This window comes from Desulfopila sp. IMCC35006 (genome assembly GCF_005116645.1).
Lineage (GTDB): Bacteria > Desulfobacterota > Desulfobulbia > Desulfobulbales > Desulfocapsaceae > Desulforhopalus_A.
In genome coordinates this window covers 354,218-372,588 of sequence record NZ_SWCM01000001.1, presented here as the reverse complement: position 1 = coordinate 372,588, position 18,371 = coordinate 354,218, and the positions used below count along the sequence as shown (strand labels likewise).

General features: G+C 53.2%; 17 protein-coding genes and 1 pseudogene. 17 read left to right on the top strand and 1 reads right to left on the bottom strand.

Translation table 11 applies throughout. From position 1 onward, the window contains the following. The first annotated feature begins 42 nt into the window (after window positions 1-42). The 14 genes and pseudogenes from thiM to FCL47_RS01610 all read left to right on the top strand — a co-directional run bounded on the left by thiM (window position 43) and on the right by FCL47_RS01610 (window position 13,327). Complete coding sequence (gene thiM, locus FCL47_RS01675; protein WP_136811719.1) at window positions 43-849, top strand: hydroxyethylthiazole kinase; 807 nt, start codon at window positions 43-45, stop codon at window positions 847-849. Next, window positions 839-2,374 (top strand): bifunctional hydroxymethylpyrimidine kinase/phosphomethylpyrimidine kinase, encoded by a 1,536-nt coding sequence (gene thiD, locus FCL47_RS25395; RefSeq protein WP_136811718.1) that lies wholly within the window; start codon window positions 839-841, stop codon window positions 2,372-2,374. The genes thiM and thiD overlap by 11 nt, the downstream gene beginning before the upstream one ends. Next, window positions 2,371-3,147: an ABC transporter ATP-binding protein gene (locus FCL47_RS01665; protein ID WP_240744097.1), complete on the top strand. Its 777-nt coding sequence runs from the start codon at window positions 2,371-2,373 to the stop codon at window positions 3,145-3,147. The genes thiD and FCL47_RS01665 overlap by 4 nt, the downstream gene beginning before the upstream one ends. Then, window positions 3,144-3,893, top strand: a complete 750-nt coding sequence (locus tag FCL47_RS01660; protein ID WP_136811717.1) for an ABC transporter permease — start codon at window positions 3,144-3,146, stop codon at window positions 3,891-3,893. The genes FCL47_RS01665 and FCL47_RS01660 overlap by 4 nt, the downstream gene beginning before the upstream one ends. After that, window positions 3,890-4,843 (top strand): ABC transporter substrate-binding protein, encoded by a 954-nt coding sequence (locus FCL47_RS01655; protein ID WP_136811716.1) that lies wholly within the window; start codon window positions 3,890-3,892, stop codon window positions 4,841-4,843. The genes FCL47_RS01660 and FCL47_RS01655 overlap by 4 nt, the downstream gene beginning before the upstream one ends. A gap of 32 nt (window positions 4,844-4,875) precedes the next feature. After that, entirely contained in the window at window positions 4,876-6,222 is a 1,347-nt protein-coding gene (locus FCL47_RS01650) for a glycerate kinase (protein WP_136811715.1), read from the top strand. A 283-nt stretch (window positions 6,223-6,505) separates the two neighbouring features. Continuing rightward, a pseudogene (locus tag FCL47_RS01645) lies at window positions 6,506-6,850 on the top strand (3-hydroxyacyl-ACP dehydratase FabZ family protein); the annotation flags it as partial. An 8-nt stretch (window positions 6,851-6,858) separates the two neighbouring features. Next, window positions 6,859-7,125, top strand: coding sequence for an acyl carrier protein (locus FCL47_RS01640; protein ID WP_136811713.1), 267 nt, complete (start codon window positions 6,859-6,861; stop codon window positions 7,123-7,125). Continuing rightward, window positions 7,126-8,178 carry a radical SAM protein gene (locus FCL47_RS01635; RefSeq protein WP_136811712.1) on the top strand — a complete coding sequence of 351 codons (1,053 nt, stop codon included), beginning with the start codon at window positions 7,126-7,128 and terminating at the stop codon, window positions 8,176-8,178. It abuts the gene before it with no gap. A 7-nt stretch (window positions 8,179-8,185) separates the two neighbouring features. After that, window positions 8,186-9,184 carry a radical SAM protein gene (locus FCL47_RS01630; protein ID WP_136811711.1) on the top strand — a complete coding sequence of 333 codons (999 nt, stop codon included), beginning with the start codon at window positions 8,186-8,188 and terminating at the stop codon, window positions 9,182-9,184. A gap of 6 nt (window positions 9,185-9,190) precedes the next feature. Next, window positions 9,191-10,441: a beta-ketoacyl synthase gene (locus tag FCL47_RS01625; protein WP_136811710.1), complete on the top strand. Its 1,251-nt coding sequence runs from the start codon at window positions 9,191-9,193 to the stop codon at window positions 10,439-10,441. Between the two features lie 10 nt (window positions 10,442-10,451). Beyond that, window positions 10,452-11,717 carry a beta-ketoacyl synthase gene (locus FCL47_RS01620; RefSeq protein WP_136811709.1) on the top strand — a complete coding sequence of 422 codons (1,266 nt, stop codon included), beginning with the start codon at window positions 10,452-10,454 and terminating at the stop codon, window positions 11,715-11,717. A 171-nt stretch (window positions 11,718-11,888) separates the two neighbouring features. Further along, on the top strand, window positions 11,889-12,365 hold the full coding sequence (locus FCL47_RS01615; protein ID WP_136811708.1) for a thioesterase family protein: 477 nt from the start codon (window positions 11,889-11,891) through the stop codon (window positions 12,363-12,365). Next, entirely contained in the window at window positions 12,365-13,327 is a 963-nt protein-coding gene (locus FCL47_RS01610) for a polyketide synthase dehydratase domain-containing protein (protein ID WP_136811707.1), read from the top strand. The genes FCL47_RS01615 and FCL47_RS01610 overlap by 1 nt, the downstream gene beginning before the upstream one ends. Here the strand turns inward: FCL47_RS01610 and FCL47_RS01605 are convergent. Further along, window positions 13,208-13,576: a hypothetical protein gene (locus tag FCL47_RS01605; protein WP_136811706.1), complete on the bottom strand. Its 369-nt coding sequence runs from the start codon at window positions 13,574-13,576 to the stop codon at window positions 13,208-13,210. The genes FCL47_RS01610 and FCL47_RS01605 overlap by 120 nt on opposite strands. A gap of 95 nt (window positions 13,577-13,671) precedes the next feature. On the opposite strand from FCL47_RS01605, the gene FCL47_RS01600 reads away from it, so the two are divergent. From FCL47_RS01600 to FCL47_RS01590, 3 genes are read left to right on the top strand one after another with little or no spacing between them, the layout of a single operon-like run. Further along, a complete protein-coding gene (locus FCL47_RS01600; protein ID WP_136811705.1) occupies window positions 13,672-14,400 on the top strand; it encodes a glycosyltransferase in 729 nt (242 codons plus the stop codon). Window positions 14,401-14,407: 7 nt separating this feature from the next. Beyond that, window positions 14,408-17,470 carry an MMPL family transporter gene (locus tag FCL47_RS01595; RefSeq protein ID WP_136811704.1) on the top strand — a complete coding sequence of 1,021 codons (3,063 nt, stop codon included), beginning with the start codon at window positions 14,408-14,410 and terminating at the stop codon, window positions 17,468-17,470. Next, entirely contained in the window at window positions 17,409-18,320 is a 912-nt protein-coding gene (locus FCL47_RS01590; protein WP_136811703.1) for a polysaccharide deacetylase family protein, read from the top strand. The genes FCL47_RS01595 and FCL47_RS01590 overlap by 62 nt, the downstream gene beginning before the upstream one ends. The last annotated feature ends 51 nt before the right edge of the window (window positions 18,321-18,371 follow it).

The following is an 18,371-nucleotide window of genomic DNA, read 5'->3' as shown; positions in this document are numbered from 1 at the left end:
ACCAGCGAAAGCGTCTATCATCTTTACCGGTCGAGTCATGCTATGGTCAATCTTGCCCTGAAGGCTGCGGAAAATCTGCAGCGTATTCGCGAAAATAAACCACTAATCCATAATATCACCAACTTCGTGGTGATGAATTATACCGCCAACGTCCTGCTTGCCATGGGCGCGTCGCCGGTTATGGCCCATGCTGCAAACGAGGTGGAGGATATGGTTGCTTTTGCCGGAGCCCTTGTTCTCAATATCGGCACCTTAACTGAAGACTGGGTGGCATCCATGGTAATAGCCGGGGCACGGGCGACGGCATTGCACAAGCCGATAATACTGGATCCGGTCGGCGCGGGGGCGACGTCATTTCGAACGGCCGCAGCCGGGACCATCATAGACAAGACCATGGTCAGTGTTATTCGTGGCAATGCCTCGGAAATAATGTCTCTTGGCAGTCAAAAAACGACGACCAAAGGTGTCGATTCAACCAATAGTGTGCAGGATGCGGCAGCGAGTGCCTGCCTGCTGGCAAAAGAGTTACACACCATTCTGGCGATTACCGGGCCGATAGATCTGGTTACCGACGGCAGCCGTGTCATCAATATTGCCAATGGCCATGCCCTGATGCCGTATGTCACCGGAACGGGTTGTTCCGCGACCGCTGTGATCGGTGCCTTCGCCGCAGTGGATAGCGACTTCCTGAGTGCCGCCGCAACCGGCCTGGCATTTTTCGGCCTGGCGGGAGAGATGGCGGCAAAGGCCGCTCATGGACCCGGTACCTTTATGATGCACCTTCTGGATGCCCTCTATATCATGACGCCGGAACAGCTTGCCAAGGGATGTCGCATCTATGAAGGCTGACTCTGCCCGGATCAAGATTGATTACTCCTTGTATTTAGTGACCGACAGAAGCCTGTCGCAGGGTCGCTCTACTGTGGACATTGTCGGTGCCGCAATCCGCGGGGGTGTCACCTGCGTCCAACTGCGGGAGAAGCATTGTTCCACCCGGGAGTTTCTGGACGAGGCCCGCAGCCTCCAGTCGCTCCTGCAGCAGCACCGAATTCCCCTGATTATCAATGATCGGCTGGATGTGGCTCTGGCAATCGGAGCTGATGGCGTCCATCTCGGCCAGAACGATATGTCGATTGCTGATGCGAGGCGTCTGGTCGGGGAAAAGATGATTATCGGTATCTCCGCGGAAAATGTCGATGATGCAATTATCGCTGAACAGGAAGGCGCGGACTACATCGGCATAAGCCCGGTCTTTACCACGGATACCAAAATGGACATCGCCGCACCCCTGGGGCTTGAAGGGATTCGCCTGATTCGCCGGGCCGTCAAAATCCCGCTCGTCGGCATTGGCGGTATCAATGTCGGCAATATCCGTGATATAGTAAGGGCAGGAGCGGATGGTGCGGCGGTTGTCTCGGCAATCGTTGCTGCGGCGTGTCCTGAGACGGCGGCGGCCGAATTGAAGCAGCTTCTCCGGCAGGAGCCTGACGCGCTGCCCAGTGTTGCAAGCCCTCCGCTAACATTTATCAACAGGAAGAGCATGAAAACAGTCGCTAATAAAAAATATCACCGGGTCTTGACCATCGCCGGTTCAGACAGCGGCGGGGGGGCAGGGATTCAGGCGGATCTTAAAACCATAGGCGCCAACGGCTGTTACGGTATGAGCGTTATTACCGCGCTGACGGCGCAAAATACTGTCGGCGTCACCGGTATCCATGGCGTGCCTACCCCATTTGTCCAGCAGCAGATGGAAGCGGTGTTTGGCGATATCGGTACGGACGCTGTGAAAATCGGGATGCTCTTCTCGCCGGAGTTGATTAAGACTGTCGCAGAACAGCTCAAAAAATTTGCTGTTACCAATATTGTTTTAGACCCGGTTATGATTGCGCAAAGCGGCGATAAACTCCTCCAGGATGAGGCTATTGATGCTCTCAAAAGCCATTTAATTCCCATGGCCACCCTTCTCACCCCGAACGTGCCGGAAGCATCGGTACTCCTGGGCCGTGAAATCACCTCCATGGACATGGTCTACGAGGCTGCGAAAGAGCTGTGCCGTTTGGGATGTGCCAATGTGTTGATCAAAGGGGGGCATCTTGAAGGGGAGGATAGCGATGATTGTCTGTACCTGGGCGAAAGGGAGGAGATGATTTTTCTCTTCGCCAAACGGATTGCGACCAATAACAATCATGGCACCGGCTGCACCCTGTCTTCGGCAATCGCGTCAAATCTTGCCAAAGGAGACAGCATCATCACCGCCGTTCGTAAAGCCAAACAATATATTACCGGGGCAATTGCTGCCGGTGCCGGCTATACAATAGGCAAGGGACATGGTCCGGTCCATCATTTTTATCAATTCGAGCAGACAAAGCAGTGAGGGTTGACAGCCTGGCAGCACGCACCCAGAATCATAAACAGGCCCCGGCAATAGTCTTTGACAATGTTTCTCTTACCCTCGCAGGTCTCCCGCTCTTTGACCGGCTGTCCCTGACGGTTGTGGGAGGACAATGCACCTGCGTTCTCGGCCCCAGCGGCTGCGGCAAGTCAACGTTGCTGCGGCTGATATCCGGTACCACCTCTTTTGGCTATCAAGGGACAATTACCATTGACTCCGGGGCCGAGAAAAACAAAATCGCCTGGATGAGCCAAAATGATCTGTTGCTTCCCTGGCTGTCGCTCCTCGATAATATCCTGCTCGGCGCAAAGCTGCGCCATGAGGAGTCAGCAGCCCTTCGCCGCCAGGCGCGACACCTGATGGTCGAGGCGGGTCTTGCCGGATATGAGGATGCCCTGCCGGCGACTCTCTCCGGCGGGATGCGCCAGCGGGGCGCCTTGTTGCGAACCCTTATGGAAGACCGGCCGGTGCTGCTGATGGATGAACCTTTCTCCGCCCTCGACGCCCTGGCGAGGATGAAACTGCAGGATCTTTCCGCCAGACTGACCCGTCAGGCGACGGTGCTGCTGGTAACCCATGATCCGATGGAGGCCCTGCGGATGGGGCAGACCATTGTGGTCCTGTCTAAAAGGCCAGCCCAGGTGAAAAGCGTCGTTGCCCTTGCCGGAATACCGCCAAGAAACATGGACGATCCGGAAATTCAGGCCAACCTGAGTGGTTTACTCAGTCAGCTTATGGATGAGAGCGACCGGTGAAGGCAATCAGGCTGACACTTCTCGGCGGTGGCCTCTTGCTGCTCTGGCAGCTCCTGGTCCTGGTTACCGACGCTCCGCATTATATCCTGCCGGGGCCGCTGCCGGTATTGTATGCCATAATCAGTCACTGGTCATTGTTGCTGCACCACCTGCAGACTACTTTGACGGAAATAATCCTCGGCATAATCCTTGGCAGTTTTTTAGGAGTTGCTGCGGCGCTAACAATGACCCTGTCACCATTGCTCAAGCGCTGGCTGCTGCCCGTGCTGGTCATCAGCCAGGCCATTCCCGTTTTTGCGCTCGCGCCCATTCTTGTGCTCTGGTTTGGCTATGGTATGGCATCGAAAGTGGCCATGGCGGTGCTCATCATCTTTTTTCCGGTAACCTCGTCATTTTATTACGGCATGCAGCGAACAGAGCCGCAGCTGCTGGAACTGGCGCGCATTATGGACGGTCGGCCGCTGGCCATAATGCGCTTTATCGTCATTCCCTCGGCGCTCCCCGCCTTTGCCTCAGGTTTGCGGGTGGCAACCGCAGTGGCGCCTATCGGAGCCGTCGTTGGCGAATGGGTCGGCTCGAGCGCCGGACTTGGTTTTTATATGCTGCATGCCAACGCGCGAATGCAGATTGATCTTATGTTTGCGGCACTGGCACTGCTCTCCGCGGTTTCGCTGCTTCTCTATTTCATCATTGATTTTGCCATGGAGAAGCTCATTTTCTGGGATAAAAAAGGAATCCGACAATGAAAAAAACAGGCATGACGCTCTTACTCACCCTGATGCTCCTTATGACCGGAGCGGCAACGCAGGCGATGGCGCTGGAAAAAGTGACTGTCCTGCTGGACTGGTTTGTCAACCCCGATCACGCCCCCTTGTATGTCGCCCTGGAGAGAGGATATTTTACCGACCATGGCCTGGATGTTACAATTATTGCCCCTTCCAACCCAAACGATCCACCCAAGCTGGTTGCCGCGGGGAAAGCCGATATCGCCGTCTCCTACCAGCATCAGCACCAGATGCAGGTTGATCAGGGCCTGCCCCTGGTGCGCATCGCAACGTTGATTGCCACCCCGCTTAATGCCCTGGTGGTCCTGGCCGATGGCCCGATCCACTCCCTGGCCGATCTGAAGGGCAAAACCATTGGCTATTCGGTCGGCGGTTTTGAAACCGTGCTGCTTAAGGTGATGCTTGCCAAAGCTGGACTCAGCCTGGCCGATGTGAAGCTGGTCAATGTCAATTTTTCCCTGTCGCCATCTCTGCTTACCGGCCAGGCCGACGCGGTGATCGGCGCCTTTAGAAATTTTGAAATGAACCAGATGGACATCGAAAAACATCCCGGCAGACCGTTCTATGTTGAAGAAAATGGCATACCCGCCTACGATGAGTTGATTCTGGTGGCGAATAAAGATCGAATCAACGATGCCAGATTGCGCCATTTTGTCGATGCCCTGGAGGAAGGCGTGCAGTATTTAGTCAATCATCCGGATGAAAGCTGGCAATTGTTCATCAAGGGCGAGAGGAAGAGCCTTGATGATGAACTGAACCGACGCGCCTGGAGAGATACCCTGCCGCGTTTTGCCCTGCGCCCCGGCGCCCTGGATCAGCATAGATATAAGCGCTTCGCCGAGTTTTTACAGGAGCAGGGGACGGTTAAAAATATTCCGCCGCTGGCCACCTGGGCGGTTGAACTTCCCTAGAGAAGTCATACTGTTAACGGAGGCTCTTCTTTATGGACAACACCAAGCACTCACAACTTTTAGACAAGCGCCGGGATGCGATGGCGATATTTCAAGCGGGCCTCCAGGCGGTTGCTCCCGGTGCGGCAATTAAAAAATATTGCCGGCTTGAAGATGGTGTACTGCTTGTTGATGGCTGCCGATATGATCTTGCTCTGTTTACCAGGGTGGTTGTGGTAGGGGCCGGAAAAGCTGGAGCCTCAATGGCGCGGGCGATGGAGGAAATTTTAGGTGAGCATCTTTCTGAAGGGATAATTTCGGTAAAATACGCTCACCTGGAGCGTCTGCAGAAAATAACAATTCATGAAGCCGGTCATCCGGTTCCCGATGAGAACGGGCATCTTGCTGCCCGGGCAATATATGATCTGGCCTCTTCCGCCGATGAAAAAACGCTGGTCATCTGTCTTCTTTCCGGCGGCGGCTCCGCTTTGCTGCCGCTCCCCGTTGCCGGGGTTACTCTTTGGGACAAGCAGGAGACAACCAGGGTGTTGCTTGCCTGCGGCGCAACTATTCATGAGGTGAATGCGGTAAGAAAGCATCTCTCGGTTATAAAAGGGGGCGGACTTGCCCGGGCGGTCTATCCCGCAACGCTCGTGACCTTGATTTTATCGGATGTGGTTGGCGATGATCTGGACAGTATTGCTTCGGGGCCCTGTGTCCCTGATTCCACGACATTTGTCGATTGCCGGGTAATTTTTCATAAATATGGTATTGAAAAGCAGATCCCGCCCAGGGTGTTGGCTCATATTGCATCTGGTGTCGCCGGAATAGCTCCGGAGACCCCGAAGGCCGGCCAGGACATCTTTACAAAGACCCAAAATGTCATCATCGGCAGCAATTTTAATGCTCTGCTGCAAGCCAGGAAGGAAGCTGAGCGACTCGGCTATAATACCCTGCTGCTCTCTTCGCAGCTGGAGGGGGAAACCCGCCAGGTGGCCGCGCTGCATATGGCAATAGCCCGGGAGGCACGGTTGCACGATCATCCCGTGGCCAAACCTGCCTGTCTGCTCTCCGGCGGGGAAACAACGGTCACTGTCAAGGGATCCGGCAAAGGGGGCAGAAACCAGGAATTTGCCCTGGCCGCAGCGCTTGCCATACCAGGGATGGATGCTATTGTTGTACTCAGTGCCGGAACGGATGGCAGCGATGGTCCCACCGATGCAGCCGGGGCCTTTGCCGACCACCTGACGCTGCAACGGGCTGCCCGGCAGCAACTTGATCCGCAGGAGTATCTTGAAAATAACGATTCCTATAATTTCTTTGATACCTTGGGCGATCTGTATAAAACCGGACCGACGCATACGAATGTCATGGATATGCGGATTATTCTGGTTTGTTGAGGCAGAGGGCAATGGATGCGACCCGGGGCGCCAGGGGGGTGATCGTCTGCAAGCACATGTCGTTCATGCTGCCAAGAGGGTATGCGCCTGAAAAAACTCGTCGAGATCGTAAAACATCAAACTCGATTTAGAGATGAATCGTTATCCACTGACCGGAAAACTGCACAACCTGTACAGTTTTCAAGCTGTAAGCTGTTGTGTATTCCCGGCCTTAATGGTATAAAAATGCGTTTCAGTATGACGCTGGAATCAATTTTGATAGTATTCGACACAGTATTCACAGGTTGAAAAAAAAATGGAAGAAGGTAAAATGGCCGCATCTGTGACAACAGCTGCCCATTCCCCCTGGTTTTCCGGTCACTTTCCTGATGATCCGATTTTACCTGGTATTGCCCAGTTGAAGATGGTTGCGGATCTTGTTGCCAAGTCAAAACAAGGTAACGTGCGCATGACTGGGCTCAGCCGGGTTAAGTTTAGAAAGATCGTCAGACCTGAAGAAGTGCTTGATATTCACGTCACCTGCGGTAATAAAAAAGATCAATATAATTTCAAGATTACCAGCGGGGGTGAGGATGTCTGTTCCGGCTGGATGTATTTCACTGAAAACGAAACAATAACGAATAAATAAAAAAATTCATGAGCAAAGACATTAGCCGTACCATTACCCGCATAGCAGAAATACTTATCAACGAACTCAAGCTCGAAGATGTTACCCCCGAGACCTTCGATCCTGATCTTGACCTCGTGGACGAAGTCGGCATCGATTCCATGGACATGGCAACGGTCGCATTGTTTTTACGAGATGAGTATAAGATTCGAATCGATGAAGACGATTATCCCAAATTGACGACTGTTCGAATCATTGCCCGGTACATTGACGAAAAACTCAATAGTAACGAATAAATGTCGGCTCAAGTAGAATACAGCTTCTCTGATATTATTGGTGATCCGGTAATCAGAGAACGGTGGGAAAAGGTTCGGCGTTATTTCTTCCTGCGCGAATCCACCTACGATATGAGTAACCGGTGTAATATCCGCTGCGAGGGGTGTTACTATTTTATCGGTGACAAACAGTTTGCCGATGAAAATAACGATGCGACCGCCTGGCGGGAACTGCTCGTGTCGGAAAAAAAAAGGGGCATTACCTTTGTCGTGCTGGCCGGGGCGGAACCCTCGCTGGTGCCGCAACTGTGTGCGGTCTGCTATGACGTTATTCCCCTTGGTGCCATTGCGACAAACGGTCTGAAGCCGATTCCGCGGGAGATAGATTACCGAATCCATATCTCGGTATGGGGCAATGATCAAACCAGCCAGGCTATTCGCAAAGCCCCGGATATGCTGGTCCGCCAGATGGCCAACTATAAGGATGATCCCAGGGCGGTCTTTGTTTATACCTTTACCCCCTTTAACATTGATGAGGCCCGGGAAGTGACCAGGCTGCTCGCGGAAAACGGGCAGCAGATAACTTTTAATATGTTTTCTGCGCCGGTCGGATATACCGGTCAGCTCTGTCATAGCCCTGCATCGCTGCAGAAAACACGGGCGATGATGCACGAACTGCTCACCGCATATCCGCAAACCGTGCTCTTCTCCACCTATAACATTGTCGCTCACACCTCGGAGAAGGGTCTGCATGATCTCTTTTCCTGTACCTATCCCCGGATGAATCCTTCGACGGATATTGGTCTTGGCCGATCGTTCAGGCAATATCGCACTGATCTGCAGTGGAATCGTGACGCCGCCTGCTGTGTGCCTGATACCAATTGTGATGACTGCCGGCATTATGCGGCTGGAAGTGCCGTCGTCACCGCCAGGATGTATCGGCATGCGATAGATCCCGTGACATTTTCCGCCTGGCTCGATTATGTCGATACTTATCTTGCCGTCTGGGTCAGAGGCTATGATAAGGGACCGAACCTTTGTGCCGACTTCATCAATCCGCCTTTAAATACGTAGTAAGATTATGATAACTGTCAGCTCCCTGCTCGATGATCATTGGTTCGAGCGGTATAAAAAAATTGCCAGGCTCAACATCCGCAGTTCCATCTATGATGTGACCGATCGGTGTAACCTGCGCTGCAAGGGATGTTTCTTTTTTTCCTCAGGGGAACATGAGGTGGCATCCGAAGAAAAAGATATCAGTAAGTGGCACGGTTTTGTCGAAAAAGAGATGGAGCGCGGTGTCAATCTGGCGATCCTGATCGGCGGCGAACCAACGCTGTGCCTGGATAGGGTCGAGGCGTTTTATAAACGATTACCGACTTTTTGCGCCACCAATGGTTTGATTAAGGTGCCAAGAGACCGTTTTCCGGACATGATGGTCGGGCTCTCTTTATGGGGTGACGCGGAAGACGAGCAACTGCTCCGCGGCAAGGACACCTTCAAGATTTCCAGCGCCAACTATGCCGGCGATCCCCATGCCTATTATCTCTATACCATCACCCCGAAACAACTTGGCAAAACGGAAAAAATCATCCGTAAGATACAAGATGTCGGCCTGAAGGTGCATATGCAGCTGCTGTCCAATGACGAGGAAGTGGACGGTTTTTCCTGGCAGCCGGATGAGCTGATCGCGGTGCGGGCGGAAATGGACGATATGCTGGACAAATATCCAGAGACGGTGATCTCCTCCAGGTATTACCACGAGATTATTACCACCGGCAGGATGCTCGGTCGGCCTTTCGGCTGGATGGAATGCCCTTCAGTGACGGAGCCCATCGACAAGAGAGAACCCCGGCCCAAGCGGTTGACGAATTTTATTCGGTGGTCATCCGATCTGCATACCATGCATCGCTGCTGTACTTCGGAAACCCGTGACTGTAGTACCTGCAAGGATGGCGCCGCCCATATGAGCTGGGTCATGGTCAACAAGCGGGCCCATATCAAGACGACCAAAGACCTGCAGAACTGGATAGAGGTTTATGAAATGTTTGCCAAGCTCTATCAATTCATTCCCTGGTAAGTTTTTATGGGAGGAAAAGATGCGGTCATCGTCGGCTACGACGCCATTTCTCCTTTGGGCAGCGACCTGGACCAGCAATGGCAGCGGGCCCTTGCCGGGGAAAGTGGTATCGGGCCACTCACCCGCTTTGTGCTTGCTGAAAATTTCCCTGTGCATATTGCCGGTCAGGTGCCGGATATAGACGCTGAAGACTATCCTTTTCTATCGGCCCGGCATCAGGCGGCCTGGAGCTCCCCGGTCTTCAAGTACTCCATGCTCTCTGTGGCCAGAGCGCTCAGCAGAAGCGGAATTGAGCTGACGCCGGATGTTGCTCTTCGGACAGCCGTTACCTACAGTTCAGCCATTGGCGGACTCGACGCGGTTCTGAGCGCTGATCGAAAACTGCAGGCGGAAAATAAACTGCCTCTTCCTTATGTGAATCCCAACTCCTGCATCAATATGATCGGGGGCAAGATCGCCATTATGACCGGGGCGCGGGGGCCGATTACCTCGACGATAACCGCCTGTGCCACCGGCTTGACATCGATGCTTGTCGGGGCCATGTTTCTTGCCCAGAATCGGGCCGACGTCGCTCTCTGCGGGGCAGTCGACTTCGCGCTGGTTGAACCTATCGTTGCCGGATTTCATACCATGAACGGGGTGTATAACCCGCCTAAAGGGCGGGAAAACGATCCGCCGAAAACGGCCAGCAGGCCGTTTTCCGCAGATCGTCGCGGCTTTGTCATTTCCGAGGGTGCGGGGGCGGTGATCCTCACCACCAGGGAGTTCGCCGAGGCGCATGGTTTGCCGTATCGCGCCGAGATTGCCGGATGGGGGATGACCTCTGATGCCCATCATTTTGTCGCACCCTATTTTGCCACCATAAAAAAATGTATGCAGGATGCATTGACCGATGCCGCACTTGCACCAGGCGATATCGCGGCGATTAACGCCCATGCGGCGTCAACCAGGGTAGGGGATAAGGTTGAGTACGACGCCATCAGAGCCATTTTTGGCGATTCATCACCACCGGTCTGTGCCAATAAATCGCTTATCGGTCATGCGATGGGGGCTTCAAGTGCCATTGAAAGCATCTTCGCCCTGCTGGGCATGGCGGACAATATTGTCCCGCCAACCATCAATTACACTGCGGATCCGGAAATAGAGATCGATTGTGTTGCCGAGGGGAAGCGCACCCTGGACCAGGAATTTGTCCTGAAAAATTCTTTTGGTTTTGGCGGCTGCAACGCCTGCGCGGTCTTTAAGAAAAGTAGATAACTCAAAAAATATGAAGGCACCGCAAAACAGAAGAGTCTTTGTCGTCGGTTATGACACAGCTACCGCACTTGGCAACACCTTTGCCGCAACCTGGCAGGGGGCGCTGGGCGGACTGGCCGGTTTTCGTCGGCTGACCCGCTGCGAGACGCCGAGCCGGGCGAATGTGGTTGGCGAAATTCCCGATTGGGACCCCAGTCTGTTATCGTATGTGAACCGTAAAGAGGCCTCTTTGTGGAATGCTGCCTATGTGTTTCTGACCATGGAGGTTTGCCGGCGGGCCCTTCTGCATGCCGGGCTGGAAATAAACGAGGAAACCGGTCCCAGGACCGGCTGCCTGATCGGCTCGGCGCTGAACGGTACCGATTCCTATCGGATAGCCATGGATAATTTTGTCAACAAGGGGCCGCTGAAGGTCAGCCCCTATCTGCTGCCCAATGTGTGCGCCAATCTGCCTGCCGGTAAAGCCGGGATGCTTATGGGGTTTACCGGGCCTATTTTTTCTCCCCAGGGAGCCTGCGCCTCGGGCAATCATGCCATCGCTGTCGGCTCGAGGATGATTCGCGACGGGGACTGCGATTTCATCCTGGCCGGCGGCGTCGAAACGTGCCTTGTTCCGGAAATTATCCAAGGCTTTGCCAATATGCAGGCAACGTTGAAAGTTGGCCCGACAGACCGCGCAGCAACCGATCCGACCCAGGCATCCAGGCCGTTTAGTGTCGATCGGCGGGGGTTTATACTGGCTGAAGGTGCTGGTGTGCTGCTGCTGGCAGCGGAGGATGCGGTCCATTCCCTGGGGCTTTCCCCAAAAGCAGAGGTTGCCGGTATCGGCTGGAACTCCGATGCCAATCACTTCACCCGGCCAAACAGCACGACTATTATCCGGGCCATGCATGACGCCATTTCCGATGCGGAAATTTCCGCTGCCGACATTGGGGCGGTGAATGCCCACGGCACCTCAACACCCACCGGGGACGGCACCGAGGTTGCGTGCCTGCGCGCCGTATTCGGCAAAGAGGTGTCGAAGATACCGGTATCGGCCAATAAATCCCAGGTCGGCCATTCCCTCGGCGCCTCTGCGGCCATTGAGGCGGCGCTGGCAATCGAGGCCATGCGCCAGGGGATAGTGCTGCCTACTGTTAACCATATCGCCGATCCTGCATTCAGTGATATAGATGTGGTCCCCAACACCGCCCGCAACCATGCCCATGAATTTGTCCTGTCGAATTCATTTGGCTTTGGTGGAACCAACTGTTGTATCGTTTTTCGAGGTGTGTGATCCCTCGGCACAACGGCAGGATTTTATTTTGTCACTTTTGCGGTATATTTTTTACAATCTTCCAAATGGGGGATAAGTGCCTTGGTGGTTTGGTGGTTTGTTGGAGTTGGTAATGTTACATGTACATCTATGCTTTTTTAGTAATGACTTAGGTTCAGGAGTAAGGCACTAATGCGTCCCAAACCATTTATCCCCCAATTTCTGGATAATCCCTGCTATGTCAGAGACAGCAACAGCGGCATTGTCTGGCACCGTTCCGAGTTGCGCACCCTCTATGTCGATACCGACCGTTCCCAGGCCGTCTACCATGCCAATTATTTGAAATATTTTGAATTCGGCCGCGCATCGCTTATGCGCGAAGCGCAGTATCCGTATAAAAAAATTGAAGAAAGCGGCTATGTCTATCCCATTATCAAGACGGAGCTCAACTATTATTCCCCGCTTTTTTATGACGATTTGATATATATTCATACTCGGCCCGCCAAGCTGGAGATGGTCAAGGTGCAGTTTGATTATATCATCACCAAGGCGGAAGGCGGTGAAATTTCCTGCACCGGCATGACCAGACACTGCGCGGTCAACGGCAACGGCCTCCCTGTTGAAATTGATCAAAAAACCATCAGCCTCTGGGATGGGTTTCCCTGCTGATGGATACCGGTCGTCTTCCTTGCATCATAGCGGTTAAACCCTGGTTTCAGGATCACATCTTTAACGATAAGATAGTCCTGCCTGCGGTGGAGGGCATGCTGCAGCTGGCCGCACATGTGGCTGCAGCCTACCCGGGAATCAACATCAACGTTATGGAGGATGCCTGCTTTGCCAAATTTTTGGAGATTGCTCCCGACGCTGCTTCCCTGTCCACCCTGATTGAGTGTTCCGCCCATCCAGATGACCGGGTGCAGGCAAAGCTGCTCAGCAGGAGCCAGTTTAAAGCAATGAGCAGGATCAAAGAACATTGCAAGATATTCTTCTCCAGAGCTGTGCCAGACAGCATTCATAATTCGCCCAGGATAAATTTTTCTGCCGGGCCACCGACAGCCCGTGGAATCAAGGTCAAGGTGGACTATCTCTACCGCAAGCTGGTGCCCTTTGGGCCGAGCTACCGGACGCTGCAGGAGGCACTGCATCTTTTTGAACATGAGGCCTGGGGCAAGTTGCGAGCCCCCCGGTTTCCGGTTTGTTCAAATGACGCAATACAAAAAACAATCGGTTCACCCTTCCCGCTGGACGGTGCCCTGCATGCCGCCTGTGTGCTGGGACAGCAGACGGTTGATTTTGTCCCTTTTCCGGTGGGATTCAGGCGACGCACCGTGCTTCGACCAACGCAGCCGGGTTCGTCTTACATTACCAGGGTCAGACAGACCCCTTGCTTAGACGGTGAGTTGAATTTTGATTTAGCTATCTGGGATGACGGCGGCCAGTTGTATGAAACGGTAGACGGCCTGAGGATGCGGGATGTCAGCAGTGTCCTTAAAAAAAACAGAGACAAACTAGCTGTTGTCGGCCCAGGCGAGCAGCTTCTCCATGGAAATTCTGGTCAGCCAGCGCAGCAGGATGAGCGAATACACTGCCCCGGACAGGTACATGCCAAAGAGAAAAACCAGGTGTGACAGGATATAGGTGAGAGGTCCGCCAACCGCGACGATCCAGGGATTGTGGATCTTAATCGACAAGGCGCCAAGAGCGGCAATTGCCGGCCAGCCGATGACAAAACTGACTCCGATGGCAAAGACACCGACCAGCAGCATTGGGGTAGGTTTTTCTTTGAATGCAGAAAGATCGGCCTGCTCGGCGATTGCCGAGCGCACATAGTCGGTCGTGCCGAATTGTAATATTTTATGCCTGATTATGCGTGTCATGGTGCAGTCGTATAAAGAGTAAAAGCCGTTGCTGATTACAACTGGAATATACAACAGAATAGCTATCAATCAAACGCAAATAAATAAAAAAGAGCGTGAGTCAATATATAACCATGCAGCCCGACAGCTGGGACTTTTTCGATAAAATCTACTGCATTTCCCTTGACACACGTACGGACCGGAGAGAGCATGCCCGGCAGCAGTTCGCCGAGGTTGGTCTCTTGGATCGGGTCGAGTTTGTTATTGTGGCAAAACATCCGGAAAATCCGGAGCAGGGTATTTTTGACTCGCATATGCATTGTCTGAACAGAGGGCTTGCTGCAAAAGCTCGAAATATTCTTATTTTTGAAGATGATATTCTGTTCCAGCGATTTAATCCGGACGTTTTACGTAGCGCCTGCCACAACATGGGATTGGTTGGCAACTGGAATGCGTTGTTTCTTGGCTGCATTACCGACGGTAGCGGGAAAACCGGGCAGAAGAACCTGGTTAATATTACCTATCGTTGCCTGGCCCATGCCTATGCCCTGAATCGATCTTTTGCGCAAAAAATAGCCATGGAGATGTGGGACAATATCCCCTTTGATGAGCTATTGCGCCGCCATAACCAGGATTTTTATGCTTTATACCCCATGTGCGCCTTCCAGTGGCCGGCCAGTTCAGATAACCGGACGCTGGTCATCGACCGGATACGTAGGATTTGTGGCGGACTGCCCTTTATCCAGAAGGCCAACGAATTTTATCAGAATCATAAAGTGATACTGCAGTTTTTTGCTTTTTTCCTCCTGCTGGCGGTCGCCCTGCTGGCTTTCAAGGCATTGTAACAGAAAAATGATCAATTACCGGCTCCTTCTTATAGTTTCCCTGCTGGTGTCTGCTCTGGCAGGCATAGGACTGCTGCGCCTGGACTTCGATACCGATGTGGTTCGCTCCCTGCCGTCAGGAGATAAAGTCATCGCCGATGGTCTTGAAATATTTGCCCACCATCCCATCCATGATCAGATTGCAGTCGACGTCATGCTCGATGTCGACGATCCGGATACTCTGGTTGAGGCCGGTACGCTGCTTGAAAAAAAGATGCAGGACAGCGGGCTTTTTGCCCAGGTGGGGAGTGCTGAATTCGGTGAGCTTATTCCGGATATGGCCCTGTATGCCGCACGAAACCTGCCACTGCTCTTTTCCGGGGAGGAACTGGACCAAATGGTCGCGCCTCTGCTGACGGCGGAAAAGATCAAGACCCGGATACAAAAATTATATCAGGACCTGAACAGCATGGAGGGCATCGGACAGGCCGAGTTCATCGGGCTTGATCCGCTTGGTTTAAAGGATCTGGTCCTGGCCAGACTGGCGCCGCTTGCCCCCTCGCTCAATACCAGGTTTTTTCGGGGTGCGCTGCTCTCCGCTGACGGACAACATCTGCTGGTGACCGCCCGCCCGCTGGCAACAGGCACCGACACCGATTCTGCCCGGAAGATTGCCGGCCTGATAGCTGAAAGCTCCCGTATTCTCAATGAGAAATATAATCCGTCAGGACGACGGATAACCCTTACCCCGGTAGGTGCCTTCCGGGCTGCTCTGGACAACGAACGTATCATCCGCCACGATGTACAGCTGGCTCTGGTGCTGGCAACGGTTGGGGTCGGACTTCTCCTGCTGGTGCTTTTTTCCCGGCCCCTGCTGGGCTTGTTGTCGCTGGTGCCGGCTCTTGCCGGGACCGGTGCCGCTCTTTTTGCCTACTCGCTGTTCCATTCGTCGATCTCGGTTATGGTGCTGGGGTTTGGCGGGGCGATAATTTCCATCACCGTCGATCATGGCATCGCCTATCTGCTTTTTCTGGATCGCAGTCATGAGACCAAAGGGCGGGATGCCTCCTCCGAGGTGCGGGCTATCGGTCTTATGGCGGTCGTTACCACCATCGGGGCCTTTGTCATTCTCAGCTGCAGCGGATTTCCAATTTTTACTGAACTGGGGCAATTCACCGCCCTGGGTATCTTTTTTTCGTTTTTGTTTATTCACTCGATTTTTCCACGGATTTTTCCAACTATGCCGCCGGGCCGCGACCGCGCTCTCCCTCTTCGCGGGCTGGTCAACTCTCTCTATAACAGCGGTAAGCCCGGTTTCGTGGCAGCAGTTCTGCTGGCAGTTGGCCTGCTCTTTTTTGCCAGGCCGCAGTTTGCCGTGAGTCTTGAGAGCATGAACACGGTGACGGAGGAAACGATGGCCGCCGATGCATTGTTTTCCAGGGTATGGGGGAGCATCGGCGAACGGATTACGCTGATGAAAAAGGGTGGTGGTATAACGGAAATCGAGCGGGAAAACGATAAGCTTCTGGCCAAAATTGAACAGGATATCGACCAAGATGTATTGCGGGCCGCTTTTGTGCCCTCGATGATTTTTCCCGGCAGGGAAAGAGGGGTTCTGAATCTGCAGGCCTGGCAGAATTTCTGGCGCGACGGCAGGAGCAAACGTATTGAGCAGGCGCTCAGCAATGCCGGCGCTGAGTTTGGCTTTACCCCCGATGCCTTTGCCGGTTTTTTCTCTCTGCTCGATCCTGGGTATGCTGCGTCCTTTCACCCGATCCCGGAAAAATACTATAATCTGTTGGGTATTTTGCATAATGGCAAAGAATCCGGTCTGTTGCAGTTTGTCACTCTTTTGCCCGGAAAAAAGTATGACGGAGCCGATTTTCAACAATCGTACGGTAAAGATGCCAGTATATTCGAGGCCGCTTTTTTTACCAGGCGGCTGGCGGATATCCTCTTTTCAAGCTTTACCACCATGCTGGTGATCGTTGCGGTCAGTATGGCTCTGCTGCTGTATTTTTTCTATCTTAACCTGCGGCTTACTCTGCTTACCTTGCTGCCGGCGGTTTTTGCCTATATCTGTACCTTGGGGACTTTGCGACTTCTGCATCATCCTCTTGATATTCCGTCGCTTATGCTGTCCATTGTTATTCTCGGCATGGGCATTGATTATGCCATTTTCTGTGTCCGGGCCCACCAGCGATACCGTGATGTCAGTCACCCGTCGTATGTTCTGGTGCGTGTCGCCGTGTTTATGTCCGGTGCGTCTACGCTCATCGGTTTTGGTGTGCTCTGCTTTGCCGAACACTCGGTTTTGAAAAGTGTTGGCATTACCTCTCTGCTCGGCATTGGTTATTCTCTGCTGGGGACATTCCTGTTGCTGCCGCCTCTGCTCGATCGATATCTTGCCGGCGAAAATAAAAGAAGCAGTATGCAATTGGACAACAGAGATATTACCTGTCGAATTCGGCATCGCTTCCGAATGCTGGAAGCGTATCCAAGGATGTTTGTCCGCTTCAAGCTGCAGTTTGATCCAATGTTCAAGGAATTGCCGCGAATGTTGGCCCAGCGTAAGCACGTGGCGACCATGCTCGATATTGGCTGCGGTTATGGTGTCCCGGCCTGCTGGTGTCTGGAGTATTTTACGCAAGCCCGGGTTTATGGTATCGATCCGGATCCCGAGCGGGTGAGGGTGGCTGCCATCGGTGCCGGCGAGCGTGGCCGGATAACAGTTGGCTGGGCCCCGGATCTGCCCGTTGTTGACCGGCCGATCGATGTCGTTCTGCTCCTTGATATGCTGCACCACCTGGATGATGCAACGGTGTCGACTCTTTTTAAAAAAAGTTATATGGCACTCGACCATCAGGGTATTCTGGTGACCAGGTTTGTCATCATGCCGAGTGGCCGTCCATCGTGGTCATGGCACCTGGAGGACCGGCGGATAAAAATAGCCGGCAGAAATCCCTGGTACCGTTCAGGGGAAAAAATTGCACAAATGCTGCAGGAAGCTGGTTTCATGATTTCTATACATGAAGTCTCGGAGGGGAATCCGGAATTGGTCTGGATCGTCGGCCGGGCTGATAAAGAGTGAGCTGGTGCCGGACAATACGCCTAAGACATCTTTTTCTGCTGCCGAGAAAACCGGCATGATCGCATTGGGCGGTGCAGTCCTGCTCTTGTTCATTCATCCGTTTCTCGCAGCGGTGCCCCTGGCTGTGTTTCTTGCTCTCTGTTTCTGTGCCCCGTTTTTCCCGCAATATAGTTTTTTCCTGCCGGTTATCAGTCGGGGCCTGCCGGGATCTCAGGGGGTTGCTCTGACCTTTGACGATGGACCATCGCCCGCCTCGACTCCTGTTTTGCTTGAGTTGCTGGCACGGCACAAGCTGCAGGCCACTTTTTTCGTAGTGGGTGAAAAAGCAGCCAAATATCCTGAACTGATTGCAGAAATCATAGCTCAGGGGCATACCATCGGCAATCATTCATGGCAGCACGATAATTTTTTGATGCTGCGAAGCTGGAAGACCGTTCAGAAAGATATTCATGCCACCCAGACAATTTTACAGGCCTATGGCGTGCAGCCGCTTGTGTTTCGTCCACCGGTAGGGATTACCAGTCCTCGGGTGGTCAACGTCTTGGCAACAGAAGGGCTTGTTACGGTCACTTTCAGTTGTCGTGCCTTTGACCGGGGAAACCGAAATATCCACAACCTGGCCGAAAAAATTCTTTCCCGGCTGCAACCGGGAGATATAATCATGCTCCATGACCTCCCGCCCTGCCGGCAGGCGTTGTCGGACTACTGGCAACAAGAACTCGATTCTCTATTTGCCACCCTGGCCCGAACTGTTGATGTCGTTACCCTGGCGCAAATCATCGGGCGTCCGGTGATGAAGGAACATATCCCCCTGCAGGGGCTGAAAGGAGCACTCGGCAAGCATGGATGAAACGCAGGGCCTCCAGGTGCATTGCAAAGTACCCTGCAATACTCTTGCAAA